Annotated in this window: 16 protein-coding genes and 1 riboswitch; of the genes, 8 read left to right on the top strand and 8 right to left on the bottom strand. The window is 35.9% G+C overall.

What is annotated here, in order from left to right:
- Nucleotides 1–20 precede the first annotated feature (20 nt).
- The gene (locus DIT68_RS10105) at nucleotides 21–1,022 is read right to left on the bottom strand and encodes a homocysteine S-methyltransferase family protein (RefSeq protein ID WP_109359684.1); all 1,002 of its coding nucleotides are present in this window, start codon (nucleotides 1,020–1,022) and stop codon (nucleotides 21–23) included.
- Nucleotides 1,023–1,144: 122 nt separating this feature from the next.
- A riboswitch (SAM riboswitch) is annotated at nucleotides 1,145–1,252 on the bottom strand.
- 293 nt (nucleotides 1,253–1,545) lie between these two features.
- On the opposite strand from DIT68_RS10105, the gene DIT68_RS10110 reads away from it, so the two are divergent.
- Nucleotides 1,546–1,890, top strand: coding sequence for a hypothetical protein (locus tag DIT68_RS10110; protein ID WP_109359685.1), 345 nt, complete (start codon nucleotides 1,546–1,548; stop codon nucleotides 1,888–1,890).
- 2,614 nt (nucleotides 1,891–4,504) lie between these two features.
- On the opposite strand, the gene DIT68_RS10115 is transcribed toward DIT68_RS10110, so the two are convergent.
- On the bottom strand, nucleotides 4,505–6,310 hold the full coding sequence (locus tag DIT68_RS10115; RefSeq protein WP_109359686.1) for a T9SS type A sorting domain-containing protein: 1,806 nt from the start codon (nucleotides 6,308–6,310) through the stop codon (nucleotides 4,505–4,507).
- Between the two features lie 141 nt (nucleotides 6,311–6,451).
- On the opposite strand from DIT68_RS10115, the gene DIT68_RS10120 reads away from it, so the two are divergent.
- The 5 genes from DIT68_RS10120 to DIT68_RS10140 all read left to right on the top strand — a co-directional run bounded on the left by DIT68_RS10120 (nucleotide 6,452) and on the right by DIT68_RS10140 (nucleotide 14,192).
- Complete coding sequence (locus DIT68_RS10120) at nucleotides 6,452–9,268, top strand: alpha/beta hydrolase family protein (RefSeq protein WP_158276160.1); 2,817 nt, start codon at nucleotides 6,452–6,454, stop codon at nucleotides 9,266–9,268.
- A gap of 314 nt (nucleotides 9,269–9,582) precedes the next feature.
- Nucleotides 9,583–9,936, top strand: coding sequence for a hypothetical protein (locus DIT68_RS10125; protein WP_109359688.1), 354 nt, complete (start codon nucleotides 9,583–9,585; stop codon nucleotides 9,934–9,936).
- Between the two features lie 138 nt (nucleotides 9,937–10,074).
- Nucleotides 10,075–10,650: a thymidine kinase gene (locus DIT68_RS10130; RefSeq protein ID WP_109359689.1), complete on the top strand. Its 576-nt coding sequence runs from the start codon at nucleotides 10,075–10,077 to the stop codon at nucleotides 10,648–10,650.
- Nucleotides 10,651–11,305: 655 nt separating this feature from the next.
- A complete protein-coding gene (gene alr / locus DIT68_RS10135) occupies nucleotides 11,306–13,588 on the top strand; it encodes an alanine racemase (protein WP_109359690.1) in 2,283 nt (760 codons plus the stop codon).
- 256 nt (nucleotides 13,589–13,844) lie between these two features.
- Nucleotides 13,845–14,192, top strand: a complete 348-nt coding sequence (locus DIT68_RS10140) for a Rieske (2Fe-2S) protein (RefSeq protein ID WP_109359691.1) — start codon at nucleotides 13,845–13,847, stop codon at nucleotides 14,190–14,192.
- A gap of 13 nt (nucleotides 14,193–14,205) precedes the next feature.
- Here DIT68_RS10140 and radA read toward each other — a convergent pair whose 3' ends face one another.
- Nucleotides 14,206–15,570 (bottom strand): DNA repair protein RadA, encoded by a 1,365-nt coding sequence (radA, locus tag DIT68_RS10145; protein WP_109359692.1) that lies wholly within the window; start codon nucleotides 15,568–15,570, stop codon nucleotides 14,206–14,208.
- A gap of 335 nt (nucleotides 15,571–15,905) precedes the next feature.
- On the opposite strand from radA, the gene DIT68_RS10150 reads away from it, so the two are divergent.
- Both DIT68_RS10150 and DIT68_RS10155 read left to right on the top strand, forming a co-directional pair.
- Complete coding sequence (locus DIT68_RS10150; protein ID WP_146194184.1) at nucleotides 15,906–17,723, top strand: tetratricopeptide repeat-containing sensor histidine kinase; 1,818 nt, start codon at nucleotides 15,906–15,908, stop codon at nucleotides 17,721–17,723.
- 55 nt (nucleotides 17,724–17,778) lie between these two features.
- The gene (locus DIT68_RS10155; protein WP_109359694.1) at nucleotides 17,779–18,429 is read left to right on the top strand and encodes a response regulator; all 651 of its coding nucleotides are present in this window, start codon (nucleotides 17,779–17,781) and stop codon (nucleotides 18,427–18,429) included.
- A gap of 78 nt (nucleotides 18,430–18,507) precedes the next feature.
- Here DIT68_RS10155 and rdgB read toward each other — a convergent pair whose 3' ends face one another.
- The 5 genes from rdgB to rseP all read right to left on the bottom strand — a co-directional run bounded on the left by rdgB (nucleotide 18,508) and on the right by rseP (nucleotide 23,132).
- Complete coding sequence (gene rdgB, locus DIT68_RS10160; protein WP_317133898.1) at nucleotides 18,508–19,098, bottom strand: RdgB/HAM1 family non-canonical purine NTP pyrophosphatase; 591 nt, start codon at nucleotides 19,096–19,098, stop codon at nucleotides 18,508–18,510.
- Between the two features lie 54 nt (nucleotides 19,099–19,152).
- Entirely contained in the window at nucleotides 19,153–20,103 is a 951-nt protein-coding gene (locus DIT68_RS10165; RefSeq protein ID WP_109359695.1) for an alpha/beta fold hydrolase, read from the bottom strand.
- An 18-nt stretch (nucleotides 20,104–20,121) separates the two neighbouring features.
- Complete coding sequence (locus tag DIT68_RS10170) at nucleotides 20,122–20,787, bottom strand: hypothetical protein (RefSeq protein WP_109359696.1); 666 nt, start codon at nucleotides 20,785–20,787, stop codon at nucleotides 20,122–20,124.
- 39 nt (nucleotides 20,788–20,826) lie between these two features.
- Nucleotides 20,827–21,489, bottom strand: a complete 663-nt coding sequence (locus DIT68_RS10175; RefSeq protein WP_109359697.1) for a hypothetical protein — start codon at nucleotides 21,487–21,489, stop codon at nucleotides 20,827–20,829.
- Between the two features lie 311 nt (nucleotides 21,490–21,800).
- Nucleotides 21,801–23,132 carry an RIP metalloprotease RseP gene (gene rseP, locus DIT68_RS10180; RefSeq protein WP_109359698.1) on the bottom strand — a complete coding sequence of 444 codons (1,332 nt, stop codon included), beginning with the start codon at nucleotides 23,130–23,132 and terminating at the stop codon, nucleotides 21,801–21,803.
- Nucleotides 23,133–23,197: the final 65 nt, after the last annotated feature.

Raw genomic sequence — 23,197 nt, forward strand, 5'->3', positions numbered from 1 at the left:
TTCTATTCTTTAATAGAGATTTATTCTGCTTTAATTTTTCTCACTTCATATTTCTTTACTAAATCTGCAATAACTTTGATGTGTTCGGGTGTTGTTCCGCAACATCCACCGATAATATTGACCAATTTTTCTTCTAGAAATGTCTTAATCTGAGCACCCATTATCTCAGGAGTCTCGTCATATTCCCCAAATTCATTGGGTAGTCCTGCATTGGGATGGGCAGAGACGTAAAATGGGGCTTTTTCATCCATTATTTTTAAATACTGTCTTAGTTCTTTCGCTCCTAGTGCGCAATTTAGTCCAACACTGAAGACAGGCAGATGCGATATTGAAATTAAAAACGCTTCGGTTGTTTGTCCCGTTAAAGTTCTTCCGGAGGCATCCGTGATTGTCCCCGAAATCATAATTGGGAGTTCAGTGTTCATTTCTTCTTGAACAAGGTCAATTGCATATAACGCAGCTTTTGCATTAAGTGTATCGAATATCGTTTCTACAAGCAGAATGTCCACGCCCCCTTCAATTAATGCTTTTACTTGCAAACTATAAGCTTCAACCAATTCATCAAAGCTTATTGCTCTAAAAGCAGGATCATTTACATCTGGTGATATGGAGCATGTTCGGTTGGTTGGCCCAATGGCTCCTGCGACATATCGTGGTTTATTTGGATCTTTAGCAGTAAATTCATCTGCTACTTCTTTTGCAATTTTTGCAGATTGATAATTTATATCATAAACAGCCTTTTCTAAATCATAATCTGCCTGTGCAACCGTCGTTCCTGAGAAGGTGTTCGTTTCGCAAATATCTGCTCCTGCCTCAAAATAACTAGCATGAATTTCCTTGATTATTTCTGGTCGTGTTAGGGAAAGCAAATCATTATTACCCTTTAATAGCTTAACGTGGTCTTCAAACCAGCCCTTTCTAAAATCGGCTTCCTCTAAGTCATATCTTTGAATCATGGTTCCCATGGCTCCATCCAGAATCAATGTTCTTTCTTTAACTATTTCACGAATGTCTTTTTTCATTTCTTATTTGATTGTATTAATAAATACCATAATCTTCACTACCAAGTATTTTTGATTGAAGTAAAATGTAGATTATTTATAAAGAAGTAAGATGGAGAAAAAGCCAATGTTGGCTTGTTTTCTACTTATCTATTTCCATAATATTGGAATAGGAATTGGCACCGGAATTAATGAATTAAAAGGTTGCCAAGGTTTCGTTGGGCCTGTCCCTCCACCTTTCTTTATAAGTATTATTGTTTCTACTTAGCACCTTGCCGAAAACAAACAAATTTAAATTTCATTTTTCCGACGGAGCACTTTTAAAGAACTTTTCAAATGTAATAACAAATAAGTAGACAAGAAAATAGATGAGGTGATTTATTGGTCATTTTGTAATCTTTCTCATCGAATAAAGAATATCTTGAATTCCTGGTATGCATTGAACCTATTTAGCGATGCGATAGAAAGGTAGAATTTCAAACTTCGTTCAAACAGTACTTAATTTTTTAAGCGGGTTTTTCAAATAAAATGGTACTTTTGAAGTATGGCAAAATGGGGTACATATTCAATTGTTGTGGCGTTACTGGCAATGCTACTGCCTTTTATACTCTCTGCTTTTGAGGCTTCCGATTTAAGCAGTAGCCCTTTGTTTCCATTGTTTTCTCTGATTTTTGGAGGGGCTGGTGTCATAATTCATCTTTTTTCTTTATTGAAATCAAATAGCTTAAACGGGTCTGCGTTGTTGTTACTTATAAGTATCCTTTCAATCATTTTTGGATTTTCATTAAGCGCATTGAAGATTCCAAATGCAGAATATCTTCTTTTGGTGGGTGCATTACTCGTTGCGGTTTGGATTATAGTTCCGAATAGGAGAGAGGAGTCTAAGTAGACTCAGTTCGTTATTTTTAGGCATTGATGTTAGTTTATTGCACTACTATCAGATGTGGTGTAGCTGATGCTCTAAGTCGGTGAAATTAAAAAGAGGAAGACGTTAAATCTTCCTCCCTCTAAAACCAACACTACTACTTATGAAACTTAACTACTATGCTTCTATAACTGTTTAAAAACGCTTTTGTTGTACTCAATAAGTCAAATATTTGTTAATGATTTAAGTTAAGGTAGTCCTTTAATCGGTTCTAAATAAAATACTATAGTTAACCAATTTTAATCCTTTGAAAAATGAATTGTTCTACTGCGAATCGAACTCCATCTTATACGAGATGTATTTTAAAGTGTTGATAACGTTTAGCACATTAAGTTTTTGATTGCACTCAAAGTTACCACTGATTTCAATTTAAAAGCTTTGAGTTTAATATGACTTATTGAAGATTCCCCAATCTATAATATATGACAACTGTAATTTCAAAGGAGTCAAACGACTGAGGAGTTCGCAGGCTTCCGACTGAAACTCTTTTTGATTATCGTTAAATATAAATTTGGCTTCAAAGAGATGATTTTTTGCTAGTTGTTTTCATCACAAAGAACTGGCAAGATAGCGGTAAGCATTTAAGATTTGAAAACTATCCACACAGATTCATATTGTATCCTTTTATTTTTACAAAATTGTCCGATAAAAGTAGCGTATTTGCTATGCGTAAACCTAAAAACGGAAATCTTTTCGGAAGTAATGATAAAGCGGCTGTAACTAAAACATAGTAGATCGATAATTTCAATAGGGGAATAAATAGTTATTTAATACTGCCTTTAATGTATTTCAACAGGAATGAAGCTGTTAAAAACAACAAGAGAGAAAGCGGGCGCCTTCTCTCTTGTTTAACACTACTACTTATGAAACCTAACATTCTTATAAACCTCTAATTTTAGTTTTTGTTGCCCTCGTATTCCAAAAATATGTTAATGATTTTTATTTTTCATCTAATGGGAGCTAGGGCATCTTTATTAATAAAATATTGTTCAGCTGTAACTAACTATTTTATGTGGATTGACATAAGATGTTTAAGGCTTACCTGCTTGGCCGCCATAATGATGTTCTAATGGAGAGTTGATCATCCAAACGCTTTTGTGATTCCAAAAATTAGATTTAAGGCACTTCGGGTTGTGCCTTGAATTTTCTGAAAATATATTGAATTAGAAGTCGCTAATTTTAATCTTAGCTTTGGTGCCTGTTTTTGGACAAGAATTTTGATTTCAGGTATTGTTAATTACTCTATAAAGCAAGAAAAGAGGAAACGGGCGTTTCCTCTTTTCTTTAACACTACTACTTATGAAACCTAACATTCATTTAAACTGCCATTTTTTTGGTTTATTGCTTTAGTATTCTGAAAATATGTTAAATCCAAATTTATCCGATTTTACCTGAGAATTATGAAGGTTTAAGTCAGTTTTTATAGCTTGTCCGGTAATAAGTCCCTGAGAATAATCGGTTATGGAGACACTGGCGTCCGAAATAAATTTCACAGCATCTTTATATCTCTTTATTTGAAGGGATTTTGGTTAGCTGTTTGATTATATCCCTTGATTTTTCAAATAACTGGTTCTATATGATTTTGTGTGGGTTTGTTTTATATCTATTTGTTTTAAGCCAAGGACTTACGGCCTTGGTTTTTAATATGTCGTCATGATGGGACTAACTAACTGAAATACGAATGAAAATTTTCTTTTTTGCAACACGAAAGAAAAAATTATTTGATAATTACTATAAAATACAACTCATTAAGATTATGTTTAAATTCGTATTAGATCTAATAAACTTTCAAAAGAATTAAGGTTGATTATCGACAGTATTGCATATAGAACCAAATATCTTAGTTCGGAGCATTTGGGATTTCACAGCGAAAATGCGCTGCACTGAGCGCCTGCCGAATGTGAGTTTTCATGCAGAATTGCATTACTTGAAAAGAGCCGTAGCGAAGCTAGCTCATGAAGACCTTGGAAAGGTTTTAAAAACTGAATAAAAAGGATTGTTGATTTAGAGATTTCCAATCCAAAGTTGTAGAAGTTAATTTTAATTGGACAATCGCGATTATGGAGAAAGGCTTTCGCTGTAAAGATTGGGTAATTATCCTTGTTAAAGTGTTGAATAGTCGTTAGCGCTAGCTGTTAGTTTACATTCATCCAAAACGAGTGAGTATGCTTGATGATAGATTGTGAATGTGAGCATGCCGAAAGTTGAGTTTTCTTAGCGGTAAACTTCAAAGGTGAATTGAGATAAATAGGTGCTACTTCGGAATAAAATAAATGTGCTTTTAAATTAAGGCAATAAAGAAAGAGCAGTTCGGAAATTGTAAGAGTACTCGATTGAAGCTTTTCTTATTGGTCTAATAGAAAAGTGAGCTATGTAATAGTGGGGGATTCATTATTGCCCTAAACAAAACAAGAGAGAAAACGGGCGTCTCCTCTCTTGTTTAACACTACTACTTATGAAACCTAACAGCTATATAACGCACCAATTTTATATTTGTTTCAAAGTGATCTCTTAAATAAAGGTTAAAAAAAAGAGGAGCCAATTGGCTCCTCTTTTCTATATTGTTTTCAAGTGATGATTACTTGTTCACGATCATTTTACGTGTAACAGTAGATTCACCAGCTGTAATGTTTAAGTAATAAACACCGTTAGCGAATGAAGAACCATCGATAGTGATTGAGTGATCACCAGCCAATGTAGTTCCTTCCGTTACTTCTGTCATAACTTTTCCAGTTAAGTCAACAACTGTGTAAGAAACATCAGTTGCTTCTTTCAAGTTAAAGTTAACTGTAGTTGTGTTAGCAAAAGGATTTGGGAAGTTTGAAGAAACATTCAAGTTAGATAACTCATTGTTCTCTACGCTCAATGTTGGGTCAAAGTTCATTCTAATCACTGGAGTTCTTGTTGTGTAGTACCAAGTCGCATCATCTAAGTAATAGATAAATGATGTTTGAGCTGGACTTTCACCTGCTGTTGCAACAGAGAAGTCGTTTTCGAAACATTTAACAGATACTGCGTAAGTTTCTCCTGCCATTACGTTTAATGGTGTGTCAAAAATTAAGTTTACTGTTTTACCTGCGTCACCTGCTTGAACAACGTATGGTGCAGTTTCACCTGCTGCAACTGGGTCTAAGTTATTGTCTAATACTTCACCATAAACTAAAGCACCTTCAGTAACAACATTTCCAAATTGGAATTGAATACCTGTCAATTGAGCATCAGCAAAGATGTCAAATAAGTTAGCTGGAATCACCTCTGTTGGTGGAGCATCAGCACTTCCAGTCAACTGACCATAAACTGTGTTTGGAGAAGTTGAAGTATCTCTTGCATAGATGAATTGGTTTACGTTAAATTCATAAGAATTCAACATGTTGTTTGATGGTACATCATCAACAGCATCGTATGATACAGAGTAATCAATTTTGTACGAACCTTGTCCACTTGGAGTGAATGTGTTTGTTACAACAACTGAATCTTCTGTTCCTGAAACCAAAGTAATTGGCGCTGAAGAACTAGTGTAAACACCTGCATTTACCTCGTTTGCGTTTAATTTAACGTTTTGTTCGTCATTTGCACCTTGGTTCATTACAACAACTGATGATTCAATTGGAGCTACCTGGTCAACTGGAATTTGCTTGTAGTAAAGACCAACAGATCCAAAGTTGTGACTTCTTACAGCGATATCGTGATCAGCCAATGTCAATACATCTACATCATCAACTTGCCATCCGTAACCACCTGTAGTTCCTAAAGACTCCCAACGGAATCTGAATTTCACATCTGATGAGTTGTTTACATTGAAGTTTCTGAAAACTGTTGTTTCAGTAGTACTTGTGTTTCCAGCAACAGTTGGGTTTACATCAATTGTTTGCTCCCAAGTAGTTCCACCATCTAAACTTACTTCAACATAAGTTTTGTTTGAGCTAAACGCACGGTACTCTTGCTCGAACTTTAAAGTTACAATTGATTCTGTTGAACAATCTACACTGTTCGCCATTTGAATCCAAGCAACTTGATCCAAAGTGTTGTCCACAAACTGAATCCCATCAAAGAAAGCATAACCATTTCCGGCAGAAGTCATTCCTGGTGAATTCATAAAGTTGTCTAAAGTAACGTTCTGACCTTGGAATACAAAAGGATTATAATCAGCTGTTGTACCAATTACCCATGAACCTTGAAGTCCACTCCCATCGATTACCCAGTCACCTGCTACACTGAAATCGTTAGCCCATATAGAAACACCTTGTGCCTTGGCTACGTCATTATTATTAGAAATCGCTTTCTCAGTCTGTAGAGTCTTTTGAGAAGGCGCTTTTTGAACAACTTGATTAAAAGCAAATGAAGATGCTCCTAAAAAAGCTGCCATTACGTAAATCTTTTTCATAATATTATCTTTTAATTTTCAACAAATATAGAGAAACAAATGCAATTATAATAATCATGAAGTGCTTTTAATTCGTTAAAAAATGTATATTTCCACCCAATAATGCTTTTAACTTCTCGTTTTAACAAAAATTTAAATTTCATGAATACTATACGCTTTTCAGTTACTTTGCTTCTGTGTCTAATAATAAGCTATTCGGTAAATGCACAGAAAAAAATTATAGACCATACAGTATACAATGAGTGGAAGTCTTTAAGAAATCAAAACCTTTCGGCTAAAGGAAACCTCGTGACTTATGAGATAAATCCTCACCGTGGAGATGGTAAAATCAATATTTATAATGCAAAGAACAATACCAATATTGAAATAGCGAAAGGTAAAAACGCTGTCATCAGCCATAATGAAAAAGTGATTGCATTTGCTATCCACGCGGGCTACGACACCATCAGATATATGAAACTGAATGATGTTGAAAAAGATAAGTGGGTGAGAGATACATTAGGTATTTATTTTACGCAGCAAGATAGTTTGGTGAAAATTTCAAAATTGCATGATTATGCAATTGCCGAAGAGGGAAATGTGTTGGCTTATACCTTAGATGTGGAGAAGAAGGCTCCAAAACCTAGACTGGGTTTATTTTCTACTTTTAAGAGCATAAAAGAAACTACACTCAATAAGGAAGGTTATACCTTGTACTTATTAGATACCGAGACTGGCGAAAAAGAGAAATTTGAAAATGTAACAGATTTTGAATTTAATAAGAAAGGCACACATTTGTATTTTGTTAAAGCAATGAAAAAGTCTGGAGAAATTTTATCGACTGTGCAATTGTATGACCTTGCTAGCAAAGACGGGAAAAAGCTCGTTACAGAATTTACTGATATAGGTAATTATGGATTTAGCGATAAAGGAAATGAATTGGTCTTTATGGCTTCAACGGATACTTCGAAAACTCTACGCACCTATGATCTTTATCATTGGTCAATAGGAAACGATTTGCCGGAAATCCTAATTTCAAAAGACCGTATCGATTTACCAGAAGCTTACACTCCAGCTCCAAAAGGTAGAATGTATTTTTCTCTGGATGAGTCTAAACTGTTTTTCAGCTTAAGAGGGATGCCAGTAAAAGAGGAAAAAGACACTCTGCTGGATAGTGAAAAAGCAGTGCTTGACATATGGCATTATAAAAACAAGCGACTACAACCTCAGCAATTGAACGAGTTAAAACGTGACCAACAGGAAAGCTTCTTATCTGTAATTCATTTAGGCACCAATAAATTAGTACAGCTAGCCAACGATACCTTATCTGTTAGACCGCTAGACCAAGGTAATAGCGATTACGCCATGGGAATGTCAAATGAGCAATATGCTTATGCCAATAATTGGAGATACCCTTGGCCAGATGATTATTACAGAGTAAATATAATTACGGGTGAAAAAGAATTGATTAAAGCCAATTTAAACTATGGAACAGGATTTAATCCAAAGGGGAATCGTTTTACCTATTTTAAAAGCGAGGAGAACAATTACTACTTTATCGACATAGCAACTAAAGTCGAGAAATGCATGACGTGTTTTGCCAAGGATTCTATTAATTGGCGAAGTGATATCAATGGAATGCCATTTGAAGCAAATCCAGAGAGGTCACCTGGCTACTTAAATAATGATGAAATTCTCTTATATTCTGAATTTGATATTTGGAAATATAATTTTGTGACCTCAGAATTAATCGCTTTAACAAAACAAGAAGGCAACCCAACAAATATGTTGTATCGATTGAGGGACCTGGAATACGACAGTACATTTGTGGATTTAGACCACTCTTTTATTCTCGGGGTAGATCAAGAATCAATGGATGAGTTTGTTTATTCTTATGTAGACGACAGATTGAGTCCGCACTTAGTAAAATGGTACGAAACAGATCATAAAATCATATCAATCGAAAAAGCAAAAGAAAGTAATGTCTTGATTTTCCGTCAAATGTCAACAAAAGAATATCCTGAGCTACATTTCACAGATACAAAATTTGAAGGGGTGAAGAAGATTTCAGAAACGAACCCACAACAATCGGAATATAATTGGACAACAGTTGAACAGGTGAAATGGAAATCTTACACTGGAGATACTTTGAAAGGATTGCTATATAAGCCAGAAGATTTTGACACTACAAAGTCCTACCCTTTAATGGTTTATTTTTATGAAATGTACAGCGATCAAAAAAATGCACATTACATCCCTAAACCCACAGCCTCTATTATTTACGCCACTGAATATGCATCTGCGGGCTATTTAGTTTTTATACCAGACATTCGTTATGAGACGGGTTATCCGGGGAAAAGTGCATACAACAGTATTATGAGTGGAACTGATAAAGTGCTGGAGCTGTATCCAAATATTGACAGTACACGTATGGGGCTTCAAGGACAGTCTTGGGGAGGTTACCAAACAGCGCAACTAATAACTATGACCAATAGGTACGCGGCAGCAATGGCGGGAGCTCCGGTAAGTAATATGTTCTCAGCTTACGGAGGAATTCGTTGGGGTAGTGGTTTTAGTCGTGCCTTCCAATATGAACATACACAAAGTCGAATTGGAAAAACAATTTGGGAAGCACCTGAGTTATACATAGAGAATTCACCTCTGTTTGGCATTCCAAAAATTGAAACTCCCTTATTGATTATGCATAATGACAATGACGGTGCTGTTCCATGGTATCAGGGAATTGAAATGTTTAACGGCATGAAACGTTTAGACAAGCCTGTATGGATGTTAAACTACAATGGTGACGAGCACAACTTGATGAAAAACGCAAACCGCATGGATTTAAGTATTCGAATGCGTCAGTTCTTCGATCATTTCCTACAAGGAAAACCTGCGCCAGAATGGTTGGAAATTGGAATTCCGGCTTTGGATAAAGGGAAAAACTATGGACTGGAGAATTATGAAATGGACAATTGATTCGGGAAGCGGGTTTTTTCTGATGATTAAAATCTTTTGAAATATAACTTGGATGCATAGTCTAAGATAAGCTGGGAATTGTAGACGCTTACTCAAGAAAGTTGGTAAATAGTGGTTGGTCGGAAACAGACTTTAAAAAGTCCGATCACAATTATGATTTATGTCATTATATTGATTTTAATGCCTCTATTCCATTTTGTGAGATTGTTTATCGTTCCACAACTTCTTATTTTTGCACAGAAACTGTAGCTCTGAAACACAATGAAATTGAGTTGCCCGCTGCAAAGATTTAGAATTGATCAAAAGAAATAAGAATGAAAAATCTATTATTAATAATTTCGCTATCCGTCCTTGTTGTTTTTTCATTTAACAGTTGTTCGAATGAAAACCCTACTAATGAAGACACTCAGGTGCGAAAAAGCACTGTTATTGATATCTCTTTAAAACGTGAGGTAGAAAAACTGGTTGACCTTCATTGTAAAGCAATTAACATTTTAAGAAAAGTAGACAAAGGAGATAGAACCGCTCTGAATAGGAGTAATGCCTTAAGAAAGGAAGCTGACCAAGTTTCGCGCGAATTACGTAATAAATATTCTTCGCCGGATGGACAAGAACAATTCTCTAAAGCTTATCAAGCTGCTTTGGTGAACTGTCCTTACCAGCAGTAATCCTCAATGAGCTCCGATTTCCCAGCGACTTTGTCTAGCCGAGAGAATAGTTTTAGTGAATAACTTTTTATTTATTCATTGCTAAAAAATAGTAAAGCTTTGCTGACTTTGTATTTTTGTAAAAAATCAAAAGTAGCTATGTTTTTAGAGCAATTCCCAGAAGATGGTAAGTACAGAGGTTGGATCGAAGTGATCTGTGGATCTATGTTTTCCGGTAAAACAGAAGAGTTGATTCGTAGATTGAGACGAATTAATTTTGCTGGACAAGACCTCTTATTGTTCAAACCTAGAATTGATAAAAGATACAGCGAAGAATGTGTTGTAAGTCACAATGGTGCTAGTTTTGAAGCCATTCAAGTGGATTCTTCTAAAGAGATTCTCGAGCTATGGGAAAAAGAGCGCATTGTTGCCATAGATGAAGCACAGTTTTTTGACGAGGGAATAGTTGATGTAGTGAATCATTTGGCCTCCAATGGAGTTCGCGTTATTTGTGCCGGCTTGGACATGGATTTCCAAGCAAAACCTTTTGGGCCAATGCCTTTATTAATGGCTTCTGCGGAGTATGTAACGAAAGTACACGCCATTTGTATGTCTTGCGGAAATTTAGCACAGTTTTCTCATCGTAAAAGCAAAGAGACTGAACAAGTTTTAGTAGGAGCGGTGCAAGAATATGAGCCTTTATGTAGAGCGTGTTACAATAAAATTAAGCATTAACCCTAATGACCTCCTGAAGCGGATTTCTTTTTCCAACCAGTTGAAAAAAGAAATTTGCGAAGGATCTTATCAGTTTACCGCTGCATCACATTATTGTTGGGTGAGATGTATTTACTGGTAAAGTATCGGATAAGCATTAAAACTTTATTATGTAAAGTTCCAAAGGAAAGGCAAATTAATAAGGATGGACCTAGTCTTTGGTTTTTTTATTTGATTCCACTTAAAGTTTCCACTAATTTCAACTTAAAACCTTTGAGATTAGTTGAATATGACTTATTGAAGATTTTCTAATCAACAAAAGAGTTTCCCCAATCAATAATGTATAACACCGTTCACTCCGAAGGAGTTAAACGAATGAGGGATCTCTTTTTGATTATCGTTAAATGTTAATTCAGCCTCACAGACATGATTTTCATATAGTTAAACCTATTATATATAACTGATATGGTAGCGGATATGCACATTTTTTTATATTTCGTCCGTCAATTTACGGACGAACTAACAGGAAATACCAATTAAAATTCCCTCTCGTGTAACAACGAACAAATTGATTATCCACAGTATTACAAATAGAGCCAGCTTTATTTCCTTCAATCCACAGATGGACAATTGAAATCTGAATGCTGAGAAAAAGAATTATTTATATCTTCGAAGAATGAATTTAAATCTTTCGCACAAAGAGTTGATCACAATTATTTCAGGAGAATCCTCATCTTTTCCCGAGTATCCGATTGACATTATTTATTATGACACCCGATTAATCAATACCAGCAGAAATGGTGTTTTCTTTGCTTTAAATGGGCGTAGAAATGGACATGATTTTATAAACAAGGCCTACGAAAAGGGCATTCGAACTTTTGTGGTTAACAAAACGGTTGATCTACCCGCAGACGCTACAATTATTACTGTTGAAGATCCATTGCGTGCATTGCAAGCTGTTGCAAAGCACCATAGAAATCAATTTTCTTATCCTGTTTTGGCGATAACAGGAAGTTTGGGAAAAACTACCATTAAAGAATGGCTTTATTTTCTTCTGTCAGATGAATTCAATATTGTTCGCAGTCCAAAAAGCTTTAATTCTCAAATTGGTGTAGCCATTTCTTTGCTTGAAATGAATGACCAGCACAATTTAGCGATTATAGAGGCGGATATTTCTCACCCCAACGAAATGGAGTTCATAGAAGATATGGTTTCGCCGACTCTAGGCATTTATACTGGGGTTGGACATTTTTATGCTGATAATTTTGAATCTCAAAAAGCTCATGCTGCAGAGCATTTAAAATTGTTTAAGCATGCCAATATTACTTTTGTTTTAAGCGAACACAAAAATGAATTACGCAAAAATAAAATCAACTCAGATATTGTAGATTACGATGCTTGGAAAAAATTAGATTTTTCTCAGTTGTCTTACTCCAACAATCGTGTTATCGCGCTTCATGTAGCTGAATTTTTGGGAGTTGAGAAGTCCATATTGTTTAAAAAAGGGGAACAATTACCAGTGCTCTCTAATAGAATGGAAGTGTTTGAGGGTCAAGATGATAATTTGATTATTAATGATTCTTATAATATTGATGTTGATGCACTTGAACAGGCACTTTCCTATCAGTTTTCTTCGGATGAACGCAAAGATAAAATTGTAGTACTTGACCTCTCTTATGTTGAGGAGAACAGAAAAAAGGACATTTTAAATGTTGTGAATAGTTACTCGCCTACTCAATTGTTCATTATCGAAAACAATGAGGTTCCAGCGGAATTATTGGCAGTAAAAAACTCCAGTATTCTGTTTAAAGGATCTTATCGTTCACGATTGAAAGAAACCGTTCTGATGTTTAAAAACCGAAAGCATGAAACTTGGGTAGAATTTGACTTGAAGTCAATACAGCATAATATTTCTGTCTTTCAAAAGAAACTGCCAGAGAAAACGAAACTTCTTGTTATGGTGAAAGCTTCTTCTTATGGAACCGGCGACATCAATATTCCTCATTTTTTGCAGCAAACAGGGATAGACTATTTGGGTGTGGCATATACAGATGAAGGAACAACATTGCGCGAAAATGGAATTTCGTTGCCAATTTTAATAATGAACACAGAAATTGATGCTTTTGATGATGTCATCCGATTTCAATTGGAGCCTTCGATATTTTCTATTGCGCAATTAGAGGCCTTTTGTAATCGATTGAGAGAAGACAATATTAGCGATTTTCCAATTCACATTACTGTAGAGACGGGCATGAATCGATTGGGTTTTTACCCCGAAGACATTGCAGAACTAATTGAAAAGCTAAAGTTGCGCCCTGAAGTGAAAGTAAAATCTATTTACTCTCACCTTGCTGACGCAGACAATGCGGATCCTGCTTATAGCTTAGAACAGATTGAGAAGTTTAAAGCGATGAAAACTACATTTAAAAATGGATTGCAGGACGATGAAATTCTCTATCACATCCTAAACAGTGAAGGAGCAAGTAAATTTGGAAAGTTTGCCAGTTTTGACATGGTGCGCTTAGGAATTGGCGTTTTTGGTTATACTTCGACAGCTGCAGAGGATGAACTTTTACCTTCAATAAGATGGAAAACAACGATTTCTCAAATCAAAACTATACAAGCAGGAGAAACCGTGGGCTATAGCAGAACTTTCACCGCAGAAAAACCCATGGAAATTGCCACCTTACGCATAGGTTATGCCGATGGGTTTAGACGCAGTTTAAGCAATGGAGTGGGGCAAGTTTTTATTAATGGAATTAGCTGTCCGGTGGTTGGAAATGTATGCATGGACATGACCATGGTAGATGTGAGCAATACGAATTGTCAAGCGGGTGATGAAGTGGAAATAATTGGAGAAAATATTCCGATTAAAACGTTTTCAAATCGATTAAAAACTATTCCATATGAAGTGATGACTAGTATAAGTAAAAGAGTATCACGTATTTACTTAAGGTGATGGCGATGAGTCTACTTTTGTGCTTGATTTTCTGTTTTTGTGGTCTTCCAAAAGCTTAAAATCATGTTTTATCACTAATCGGGAACTGCTTTTTGCGTTATATTTAGTTTGTAATCTTAGCTATAAATTGGGGAAATATAAATCGATTTTCTATCCAATTATGTGTTATAAAACTGTATTAAAAAGCTAAAATTGGAGTAGCTCTTTTTTATTTGGCGTCTGGATTCCTCAAAACTTTATGTAACTTCACACTATCATGTTTTCAGATAAAACCAAAAAATATCATTTAGCAGATTCCAAGGAGGAGTTTTTACAAAATTTCCCAGAGAACAATGAAGTCACGAAAAACTTTCCCTTCGGTGAAGTACTATTTGTAAGAAAAGAAGATGAAATCTATGCCTTTATTAACAACTGTCCGCATCAAGGTCAAAAAATGCAAGGCTGTGCAATTGTAGATGGACGTGTAATTTGTCCAGTTCACAAATATAAATTCGATGTTAAAACAGGCCGCGGCCATGGATTATATCTTGATTTTTATCCTTTAGAAGAAAATGAAGACGGTTTTTTTCTGCTGCGTACTTATTTTAGTTGGTTTGGAGAGTGAAACAAATCACTACCTAAGAAAACAATTCCTTTAAAACCTCCTCGATTCTCGTACAGCCAACAATTTCAATTTTAAAATTTTCTTGCTTAATTCCTTTGTTGTCACTGGAGATAATGATTTTATCAAAGCCTAACTTCTCTGCTTCTGAGATGCGTTGATCCACTCGATTTACAGGACGAATTTCTCCTGATAACCCAACTTCAGCCGAAAGACAAATGTTTTTTTCAATGGCTAAATCTGCATTTGATGAAAGAATTGAAGCTACCACTGCCAAATCTATTGCGGGGTCATTTACTTTAATTCCGCCAGCGATATTGAGAAAGACATCTTTTGCTCCGAGTTTGAATCCACAGCGTTTTTCCATTACCGCCAAAAGCATGTTCAATCTTCGCAAGTCAAAACCTGTAGCACTTCTTTGCGGAGTTCCATACGCAGCCGTGCTTACCAAAGCTTGAACTTCGATAAGCATTGGACGTAACCCTTCAAGTGTTGCAGCAATTGCACTTCCGGAAAGCTTATCTTTGTTGTTAGAAATTAGAATCTCAGAAGGATTTTCGACTTGGCGTAATCCTGTGCCCAACATTTCATAAATTCCTAATTCGTTGGTAGAACCAAACCTGTTTTTGATGCTTCTCAATAATCTATACACGTGATTTCTGTCTCCTTCAAATTGCAAAACAGTGTCTACCATGTGCTCCAAAACCTTAGGACCAGCCAATGAACCTTCTTTTGTAATGTGACCAATGAGGAAAACTGGCGTGTCTGTTTGTTTCGCAAAGTGCAACAACTGGGCGGTACTTTCACGAATTTGAGAAATACTGCCGGGCGAACTTTCAATTACTTCTGTGTGAATAGTTTGTATGGAGTCGATGACCAATAGCGTGGGTTGCAACTCTTCAGCGTGCTTAAATACGCTCTCTAGCTGCGTTTCGGTGAGTAAATAACAATTTTCATTTAGCGCTCCAATTCTGCTGGCACGCATTTTAATTTGTTGTTCGCTTTCTTCACCAGAAACATAGAGGATTTTCTGCTTTGTTTCTTGCATCGCGACTTGCAGCATTAAAGTAGATTTTCCAATTCCCGGTTCTCCACCAAATAGAATCAAAGAACCAGGAACCAAACCACCACCTAAGACTCGGTTCAATTCTAAATCAACCATTTGTATTCGCTGCTGTGGAATGTCGACGATTTCATGAATTGCTTTTGGTGTGGATGTTCTCTTTGTGCTTTTTGAAAAAACAGTCACCTCATTTTTGCCTTTGCTAATTACCTCTTCAACAAAAGTATTCCACTCACTGCAAGAAGGACAGCGGCCCAACCATTTTGCTGATTCGTGACCACAATTTTGACAGAAATGTGCTGTTTTTACCTTCGCCATGTTACAATTCGTTATAAGATTAAAGTTTCAACATTACTTTTTCAGTTGAGAAAGCTACAAGAAATAAAAGTAAGGCTTTCTGCCCAAATAGTGAACGTAAATTTCGAAATTCGAAAGAAATTAATGCTCTAAATTTAGTCATTAGTTGGACTGATCTGATCTTCAAAATGTAATCCATGACATTGGATTTATTAAAATACAAACAAGAAGGTGGTGCATAAAAATGCAATAGGCTGCTATTCCAATCATTAAACTGTTCTTTAATATGATTTGATTTCTTGAGGACAAATCAATAATATTCATATTTTTGATAGTAATTCATTAAAAAACAAGCCGTGATAAAATACGCTACTCTTCTTTTATTTCTTTCGTTGGGTGTGTTTTCAATAGCGCAAACAAGGTTTTTCGAAAATCTAGATCGGATTTTGCCCAAGCTGTCTAGTAAAGAAAAAATTGATACCATCGTTGCCATTCCATTTGAAATAATGAATAGTGAAGGTCATGAAAGCGTGGCGCAGTATAAATTGGCATTGACAATAGCCAAAGAGATAAATGATGCTGATCGGGTAGGAAGAGTTTACGAGAAAATGGGCTTGGCCTATTATTATTTGGGTGAGTACGATACCTCAGTTTTAGCCATGACCAAAGCAATTGAAGCCTATGAGAAAAGTGGGAATCAAGTTCGGATGGGCTCAACTTATGCTTCTATTGGTTACCAAATGAAAAGAAGAAATCTTCCCACAGCTTTCGAATATATGCGGGAAGGTATTAAAATATTAAAACCAACCCAAGATGAAACAGCCTTGTCTGCCGCTTACAACAACATTGGGGTTTTGCATCAATTCAATGATGATTTAGATAGCGCGCTGTACTATTTTTATTTAGGATATGACCTTGTTTTGGCCAATAAAGACAGTTTGGGAATTCCATATAGTTTAAACAATATAGGACAGGCTTTCTTTGCTAAAGGAGAATTTGATAAGGCTTTAAATTATTATGAAAAGGCATTCAAAATTCGTTCAATTAAAAAGGACAGAAACGGAATAGCCGAAAACTATAGATTCTTGGCGGATGTTTACTTCGAGCAGCAAGAATATGACAAAGCCATTGAAAATTATTTGGCCTCCATGAAGATTGGAGAGGAAATAAATTACACCTATTTATGTCAAGTAAATAGCGATCAACTGGCGATTAGTTATGAGAAAATTGGAGACTACAAACAAGCTTTGCACTACAGAAATTTAAATCAGACTTTAAAAGATAAAATCATTAATGAGCAAAGTAATAAAGCCATTGCTGCTTTAGAAGTTCAATTTGATACAGAGAGAAAGGAGAAGGAATTGGCCATAAAATCAGCAAGCGTGATTCAAGAAAAGACCAAAGTTCGCAGAAGAACATCGCTCCTTATAGGTGTTTTGATTACCCTAGCCTTACTTTTATTTATCGCCCTTTTGATTTACAGGCAGCTCAAAGCCAAGCAACTTCATCTTCAAAAGGAAAATCAACTGAAAGACCTCATTGCGGAAACAGAAACCAAAAACAAGATTTATGAGGAGAGAATGCGTATTTCGAGAGATTTGCATGACAATATTGGTTCTCAGTTAACATTTCTGATTTCTTCCATGGACAATATGAAATATATTTCGGACGGGGAAAAACTCAAGTTTAAACTCACTGATCTTTCTTCATTTGCAAGGGTAACCATTTCACAATTGCGCGATACCATCTGGGCAATGAATAAGGATAAACTTTCCATAGAAGATATGCATATTCGTATTTTGAGTTTTTTGGAAATTGCCAAAGAGAACACGAAAGATATACAGTTTAGTTTTGAGAACACGGTTGAAGATAAGGGTTTTGAGTTTTCACCAAGCGAAGGAATCAACCTGTTTAGAATTCTACAGGAATCTGTAAATAACGCCATTAAATACGCTTCTCCAGAACAGGTGGAAATAAGCATGAAGGAGGAAAGGGATGCTATTGTTTTTACAGTTGTGGATGATGGTATAGGATTCGATGAGTTAGCGGTTCGAAAAGGTTTTGGTTTGCGAAATATGCAAGCAAGGGCTAAGGAAATTAATGCCCGCTATGAATTAAGGTCTGAATTGGGGAGTGGAACCCATGTTATAATTGAGTTCCCAAAAAATACGTAATTTGACTAATTACTGTTGGAGTAAACAATCTTTATCTTTACAAAAAAATAAGCATATGATTAGAGTAGCCGTTGCAGAAGACAATATATTTTTGGCTAAAGCCATCACCGAAAAAATTGAGCTTTTTGAAGATTTGAAGTTGAAATATATTGCCGAAAATGGTGCTGAACTCATAGGGATGTTGGCGGAGGACCTTAATGTAGACATCATTCTAATGGATATTCAGATGCCACAAATGGATGGAATTGAGGCGACACAAATCATAAGGGCTAAATATCCACAAATCAAGATTGTGATGCTCACTGTTTTTAATGACGACGAAAATGTCTACAATGCAATTAAGGCAGGAGCCAATGGATATTTGTTAAAAGACACAGATCCGGAAACTCTTCATAAGGGGTTAGTTGAAGTGTTGAAAGGTGGTGCATCTATGAATCCCTCTATTGCTTTAAAAGCCTTAAACTTGCTGAGAAATCCTTTGCAAGCAAACACAAAAGTAGAGGAGGAGGAGATAAAACTTACCAATAGAGAACAAGAAGTTTTGGGACAAATAGCCAAAGGTTTAAACCATCATCAAATAGCAGAAAACTTAGTAATTAGTTCTTCAACTGTGAGAAAACATATTGAAAATGTCTACAAAAAAATGCAAGTACACAACAAAGTGGAAGCTATTCAGAAAGGACTAAAGAATAAACTAATTTCTTAGTTTTGTTGAATTCGAAAATCCTTATTTGCCTAAAGCCTAAAGCCTAAAGCCTAAAGCCTAAAGCCTACAGCCTACAACCTACTTCTTACTCAAAAACTCCCCCAAAGCAGCAATGGCTCTACTTCGGTGACTGCGCTCATTTTTTTCTTCAAGGCTCATTTCAGCAAAGGTTTTTCCATAGTTTTCTGGTTCAAAAATAGGGTCATAACCAAAGCCTTTTGCTCCGCTGCGTTGTTTTCTTATTTCACCGATCACTTTTCCTTCAAAAAGGTATTCTTTTCCATCTAAAATTAGAGCAATAGCTGTTCTAAACTGAGCTTTTCTGTTGGTGTTGTCTGCTAGTTTTTTTAAAACTAAGTCCATGTTTTTTTCACTGTCCTTTTCTGGTCCTGCATAGCGTGCACTGAAAACACCAGGCTCATTGTCCAAGGCATCGATCTCCAAACCGGTATCATCTGCAAAACAATTCACATTGAATTTCTCGTAAACATATCTTGCTTTCTGTAATGCGTTTCCCGCTAAATCTGGTTGGTCTTCAGGAATATCATCATCACAGTTGATGTCTTGTAAAGTTTTTACCACGGTATTTGAGGGTAAGAGCCCTTGAATTTCGAGTGCTTTGTTTTTATTCTGAGTTGCAAAAATGAGTTCAATTTGTTGTGATGCCATACTGTTTTTTATGTTTTAAATAGGAATGTCTGAAAGGATATAAATCCAAAATAATTATTTTTTAATTGCATTGCTTTCCATCTCAATTCTTTGAATGAAACTGTTTAGCGCTTCATTAAAAGCTTTGGGTTTTTCTGAGGGCAATCCATGGCCCGCTTTTGGAATCACAATCAGCTCAGCATTCAACTGTTTTTGTAATTCTTTGGCGTCTTTCACCAGAAATATTTCATCGTCCTCGCCCCAAAGAATTAAAGTAGGTGTTTTGATGTTTAAATGTTCGAATGCTTTGCGGTTCTGGGGTAAATTAAGCAATAAACTTCGCTGTTCTTCAGGATTCTGGCTTAAATAAACACCTAACGTTTGCGTTCTAATGAATTTTGGAAGTTTGGGTGGTTTTCGAAATGCAAAACTGAACATTCTTTCCACTTCTTCACTATTTTTAGGAATAAAGGCATCTGCGATGTGATCTACACCTATTTTGTCTATAAAAGCTTTTTGTTCTTCATCTGAAAAGTGAACTCCTGGAGAATCTACAATTGTAAGTGACGCAAGTTTTTCGTTCAATTCTTGAGCAAGCCCTAAACTGATAAATCCTCCGTAGGAAATTCCTACCAAATGCAATCGTTCTATTTCTAAGGATTTAATTAGCGCAGCCATTGCATTGATTTGCGTTTGTAACTCTGGAGCGTCTTTACTTTTGCTCCTTCCAAACCATAATATATCTGGAATAATTACACGGTAATCTTTGCTAAAGGTTTTGGCTTGTTCAATCCAAGAAAGTTTTCCATCTCCACCAAATCCATGCACAAATAGCACTACAGGAGCGTCTTTTCTTTTGTTGTCATAATAGAAAACTTCGTGATTGCCCAGCGCAATTGATTCGCTAGAGAAGTCTTTACGTACATAGCTTTTGTGAACAAATGTATCGTATCTCGTTACTATATTTTTACAACTCATTAAACTCAGAAGAATCACTAAAATCGCGGAAATTTGGATTTTTAGCATGGCTTAATTAACAAGGGTTTATCGACCGAATTTTCTCATTTCTTCAGACGTTTTTACTGTAAAACCATCTGGCACATTTTTGTTGAAAATCTCTTCGGTTTTCTTCAATTTTTCTTTGAATTCGTAAGCAACAATTTTCATGTCCATTTTTCCCCATTTAGAATACATTTCCAATGGTGTTCCAGGAATCTCCTCATATAGATATTGTCCTTCCCTATAACTTGGCATGATTTCGTCTGTGTACCAGATTACAGATTCATTGGCGTCGCCTGCGGTAAGGATTGCTTTCTTGCATGTATATCCCATGATTTCTTTTGTTTCATCAATTAGCTCTATTTCTCTGTCTTCATAGGCTAATCTTTGCTCTTCGTCCATGTCGTTTTCTGTAACTTTCATCGCGATTTTCCCCATCATTCCATCAAGCAAAACCAAGGTAGTGTCTTGGCCTTTGTGGCTTATAGAAGTGGTTGTCATCATTTGACCTATAAACATATCGCTGCGTATTTTTCCATCCATGAATGTGAGTTCTAACATGCTTCCTTCCATTTGGTCAGCATAGGCTGCAACAGCTGGGTCGTCGGAAGATAGGTAGACATCGTAGGAAATTTTCCCTTTATTGACTTGTGAAATTGCAGTCATCGAAAACATGAATACTGCGATACTTAAAATTGCTTTTATTTTCATTGTACTATTTGTTTGAGTTATGTGCTCAAAAGTTGATAATTATTGTCCTGACATGTTAATCATTTCCTTAAATGATTTTTCTGTGTAACCCGCTGGAATATTTAAATCGAATAGGTTTTTATCCGCTTTAAAATTTGTGTTTAATTCAGTAGCTACAAATTTCATAGAAATGGATTCTTGTTCCACACCATATTCCAATGCTACACCTGGAAGTCCATATTTTGAATAATCGCCAACAAATGCATAATTTGCTTTTACATCTTCGGTATACCAAAATACCATTTCACCACCCTCTTCATCGATGTAAACAATGGCTTTTTTACACTTATGTCCAAGAATAGTTTTGGTTTCATCTAAGAATTCGATTTCAGCATCATTGTCCTCTCCATGATAAGTATCAAAGTCCTCTCCTTCAAAAGTAGCGGCTTGTTTACCCAACATTCCTTCCATCAAAGTCAGACCTTTTTTCTTATTTACATCCAAAATAGTGGTAGTGGTCATCAATTGTCCCATTTTCATTTCCACACGTGACTGTTCACCTTTTGCAAATACAGTTAAAGTAGATCCTTTCGACATTTGCAATTGGGGTTGCATTGCGGGATCACTGGACTCCATGATAATATTGTATTTGATTTTTAATTCTTGTGCGAATGAAAAATGGAATACAGATAAGAAGACGATTAAAATAGATGTAATTCTCATAAAATTTGATTTGTTAGTCTCAAATTTACGTCTTTAAACTTGTTTTTTAGCCTTAAAAGGCATGTTTTTTTAGTCTTTCAACAGTAATTGACCATTATTTCATAGTGCTGAAATAAAATTGCAAATTATTTTCTTGATATAAGAGTATTTTAAAAATTCGGTTGGTTTTAAATAATTAAACTGGCTTCGATTTTAGTCACACTAAAAACCCATAAAACCATGCGTCTAAAACGAAAAAAAGCATGCAAGCACGTCTTCTCAACGTGTCTACATGCTTCGTGTTTTGTTTGCACATTCCGTCCAAGCACTACTTACTCAAAGAAAGCGCGGTATACATCATTCCCGTTGGCATACAAGAATAAGGTCATCAGCAATACGAATCCAATCAACTGAGCATATTCTAATACTTTTTGTGGTGCTTCTTTTCCTGTAATCATTTCATACAAAAGGAACATAATATGTCCACCATCCAGTGCAGGAATTGGCAGGATATTCATAATTGCCAAAACCAAAGAAATGAATGCAGTATTTGCCCAGAAAACTTGCCAATCCCACGTTGGAGGAAAAAGGCTTCCTATCGCACCAAAACCACCAACACTAGACGCTCCTTTTGCAGTGAAAATAAGCGGTAACTGCGCTGCATAATCATGCATTGTCCAACCTGCTTTTTCAAATCCCTTTGAAATGGATTCACCAAAAGAATAGTCAGTATGCGTTGCTTCTAACCATTCTGGGAATTGTGGCATAAATCCTATTGTTTTGTTTGCATCTGTGAAAACATCTAATTCTTTGTATTCACCGTTTCTATATAAACCAACAGTAGCCAAGGTTGAATCGCCTTCTTGTTTTGCTAATTGTGCTTGTAATTCATGGAAGAAAGGTGTTTCTACTCCATTTATACTCACGATACTGTCTCCTTTTGAAAGTCCTTTTGTGAAAGCGTCTCTGTTTGTCATAACCGAATCTACAATAGTTGGCATTCTTGTTCCAAAAGCCATTACCGCATCATTGGCCCACATCCAATCATTGATGTCTTTATCTAAAACCACAATTTTCTTTTCTCCATTAGGTTTTTGAACTTCTAATTCTCTGTAGCCTCGCAAGAAAATCTGAAGATTTACGAGTTGTGCATTTTCAACTTTTTCTCCATCAACGGCAGTAATCAAATCTCCGTCTTCAATGCCTAAATTCAGTGCGGCAAAGTTTTCATTCACAGAAATTCCATATTTCAATGAATCATTACTCAGAGAATCTGTTCCCCAAGCGGCAACGACCATAATGTAGATAAAGAATCCTACCACAATGTTTACCACCACACCGGCTACCATAACAATCAAGCGTTGCCAAGCTGGTTTTGAACGGAATTCATCATCTTTTGGAGGCAGAGCCATTTGGTCTTTATCCATAGATTCGTCAATCATTCCGGCAATTTTCACATAACCTCCAAGCGGAAGCCATCCAATTCCCCATTCGGTATCCCCAATTTTCTTTTTTAGCAAGGAAAACCAAGGATCAAAGAAAAGGTAGAATTTTTCTACACGTATTTTAAATGCGCGCGCAGCAAGGTAATGCCCAAATTCATGGACTGTAACTAAAATGGCAAGTGAAAGTAGTAGTTGAGCGGCTTTAATCCAAAAATCCATATTTCTGTAAAAATTTTAGTGCAAAGATGCGGAATAGTAATTGATAATTCACAATTGAAAATGGA

The organism is Brumimicrobium oceani, assembly GCF_003143775.1.
Taxonomy (GTDB): domain Bacteria; phylum Bacteroidota; class Bacteroidia; order Flavobacteriales_D; family Crocinitomicaceae; genus Brumimicrobium; species Brumimicrobium oceani.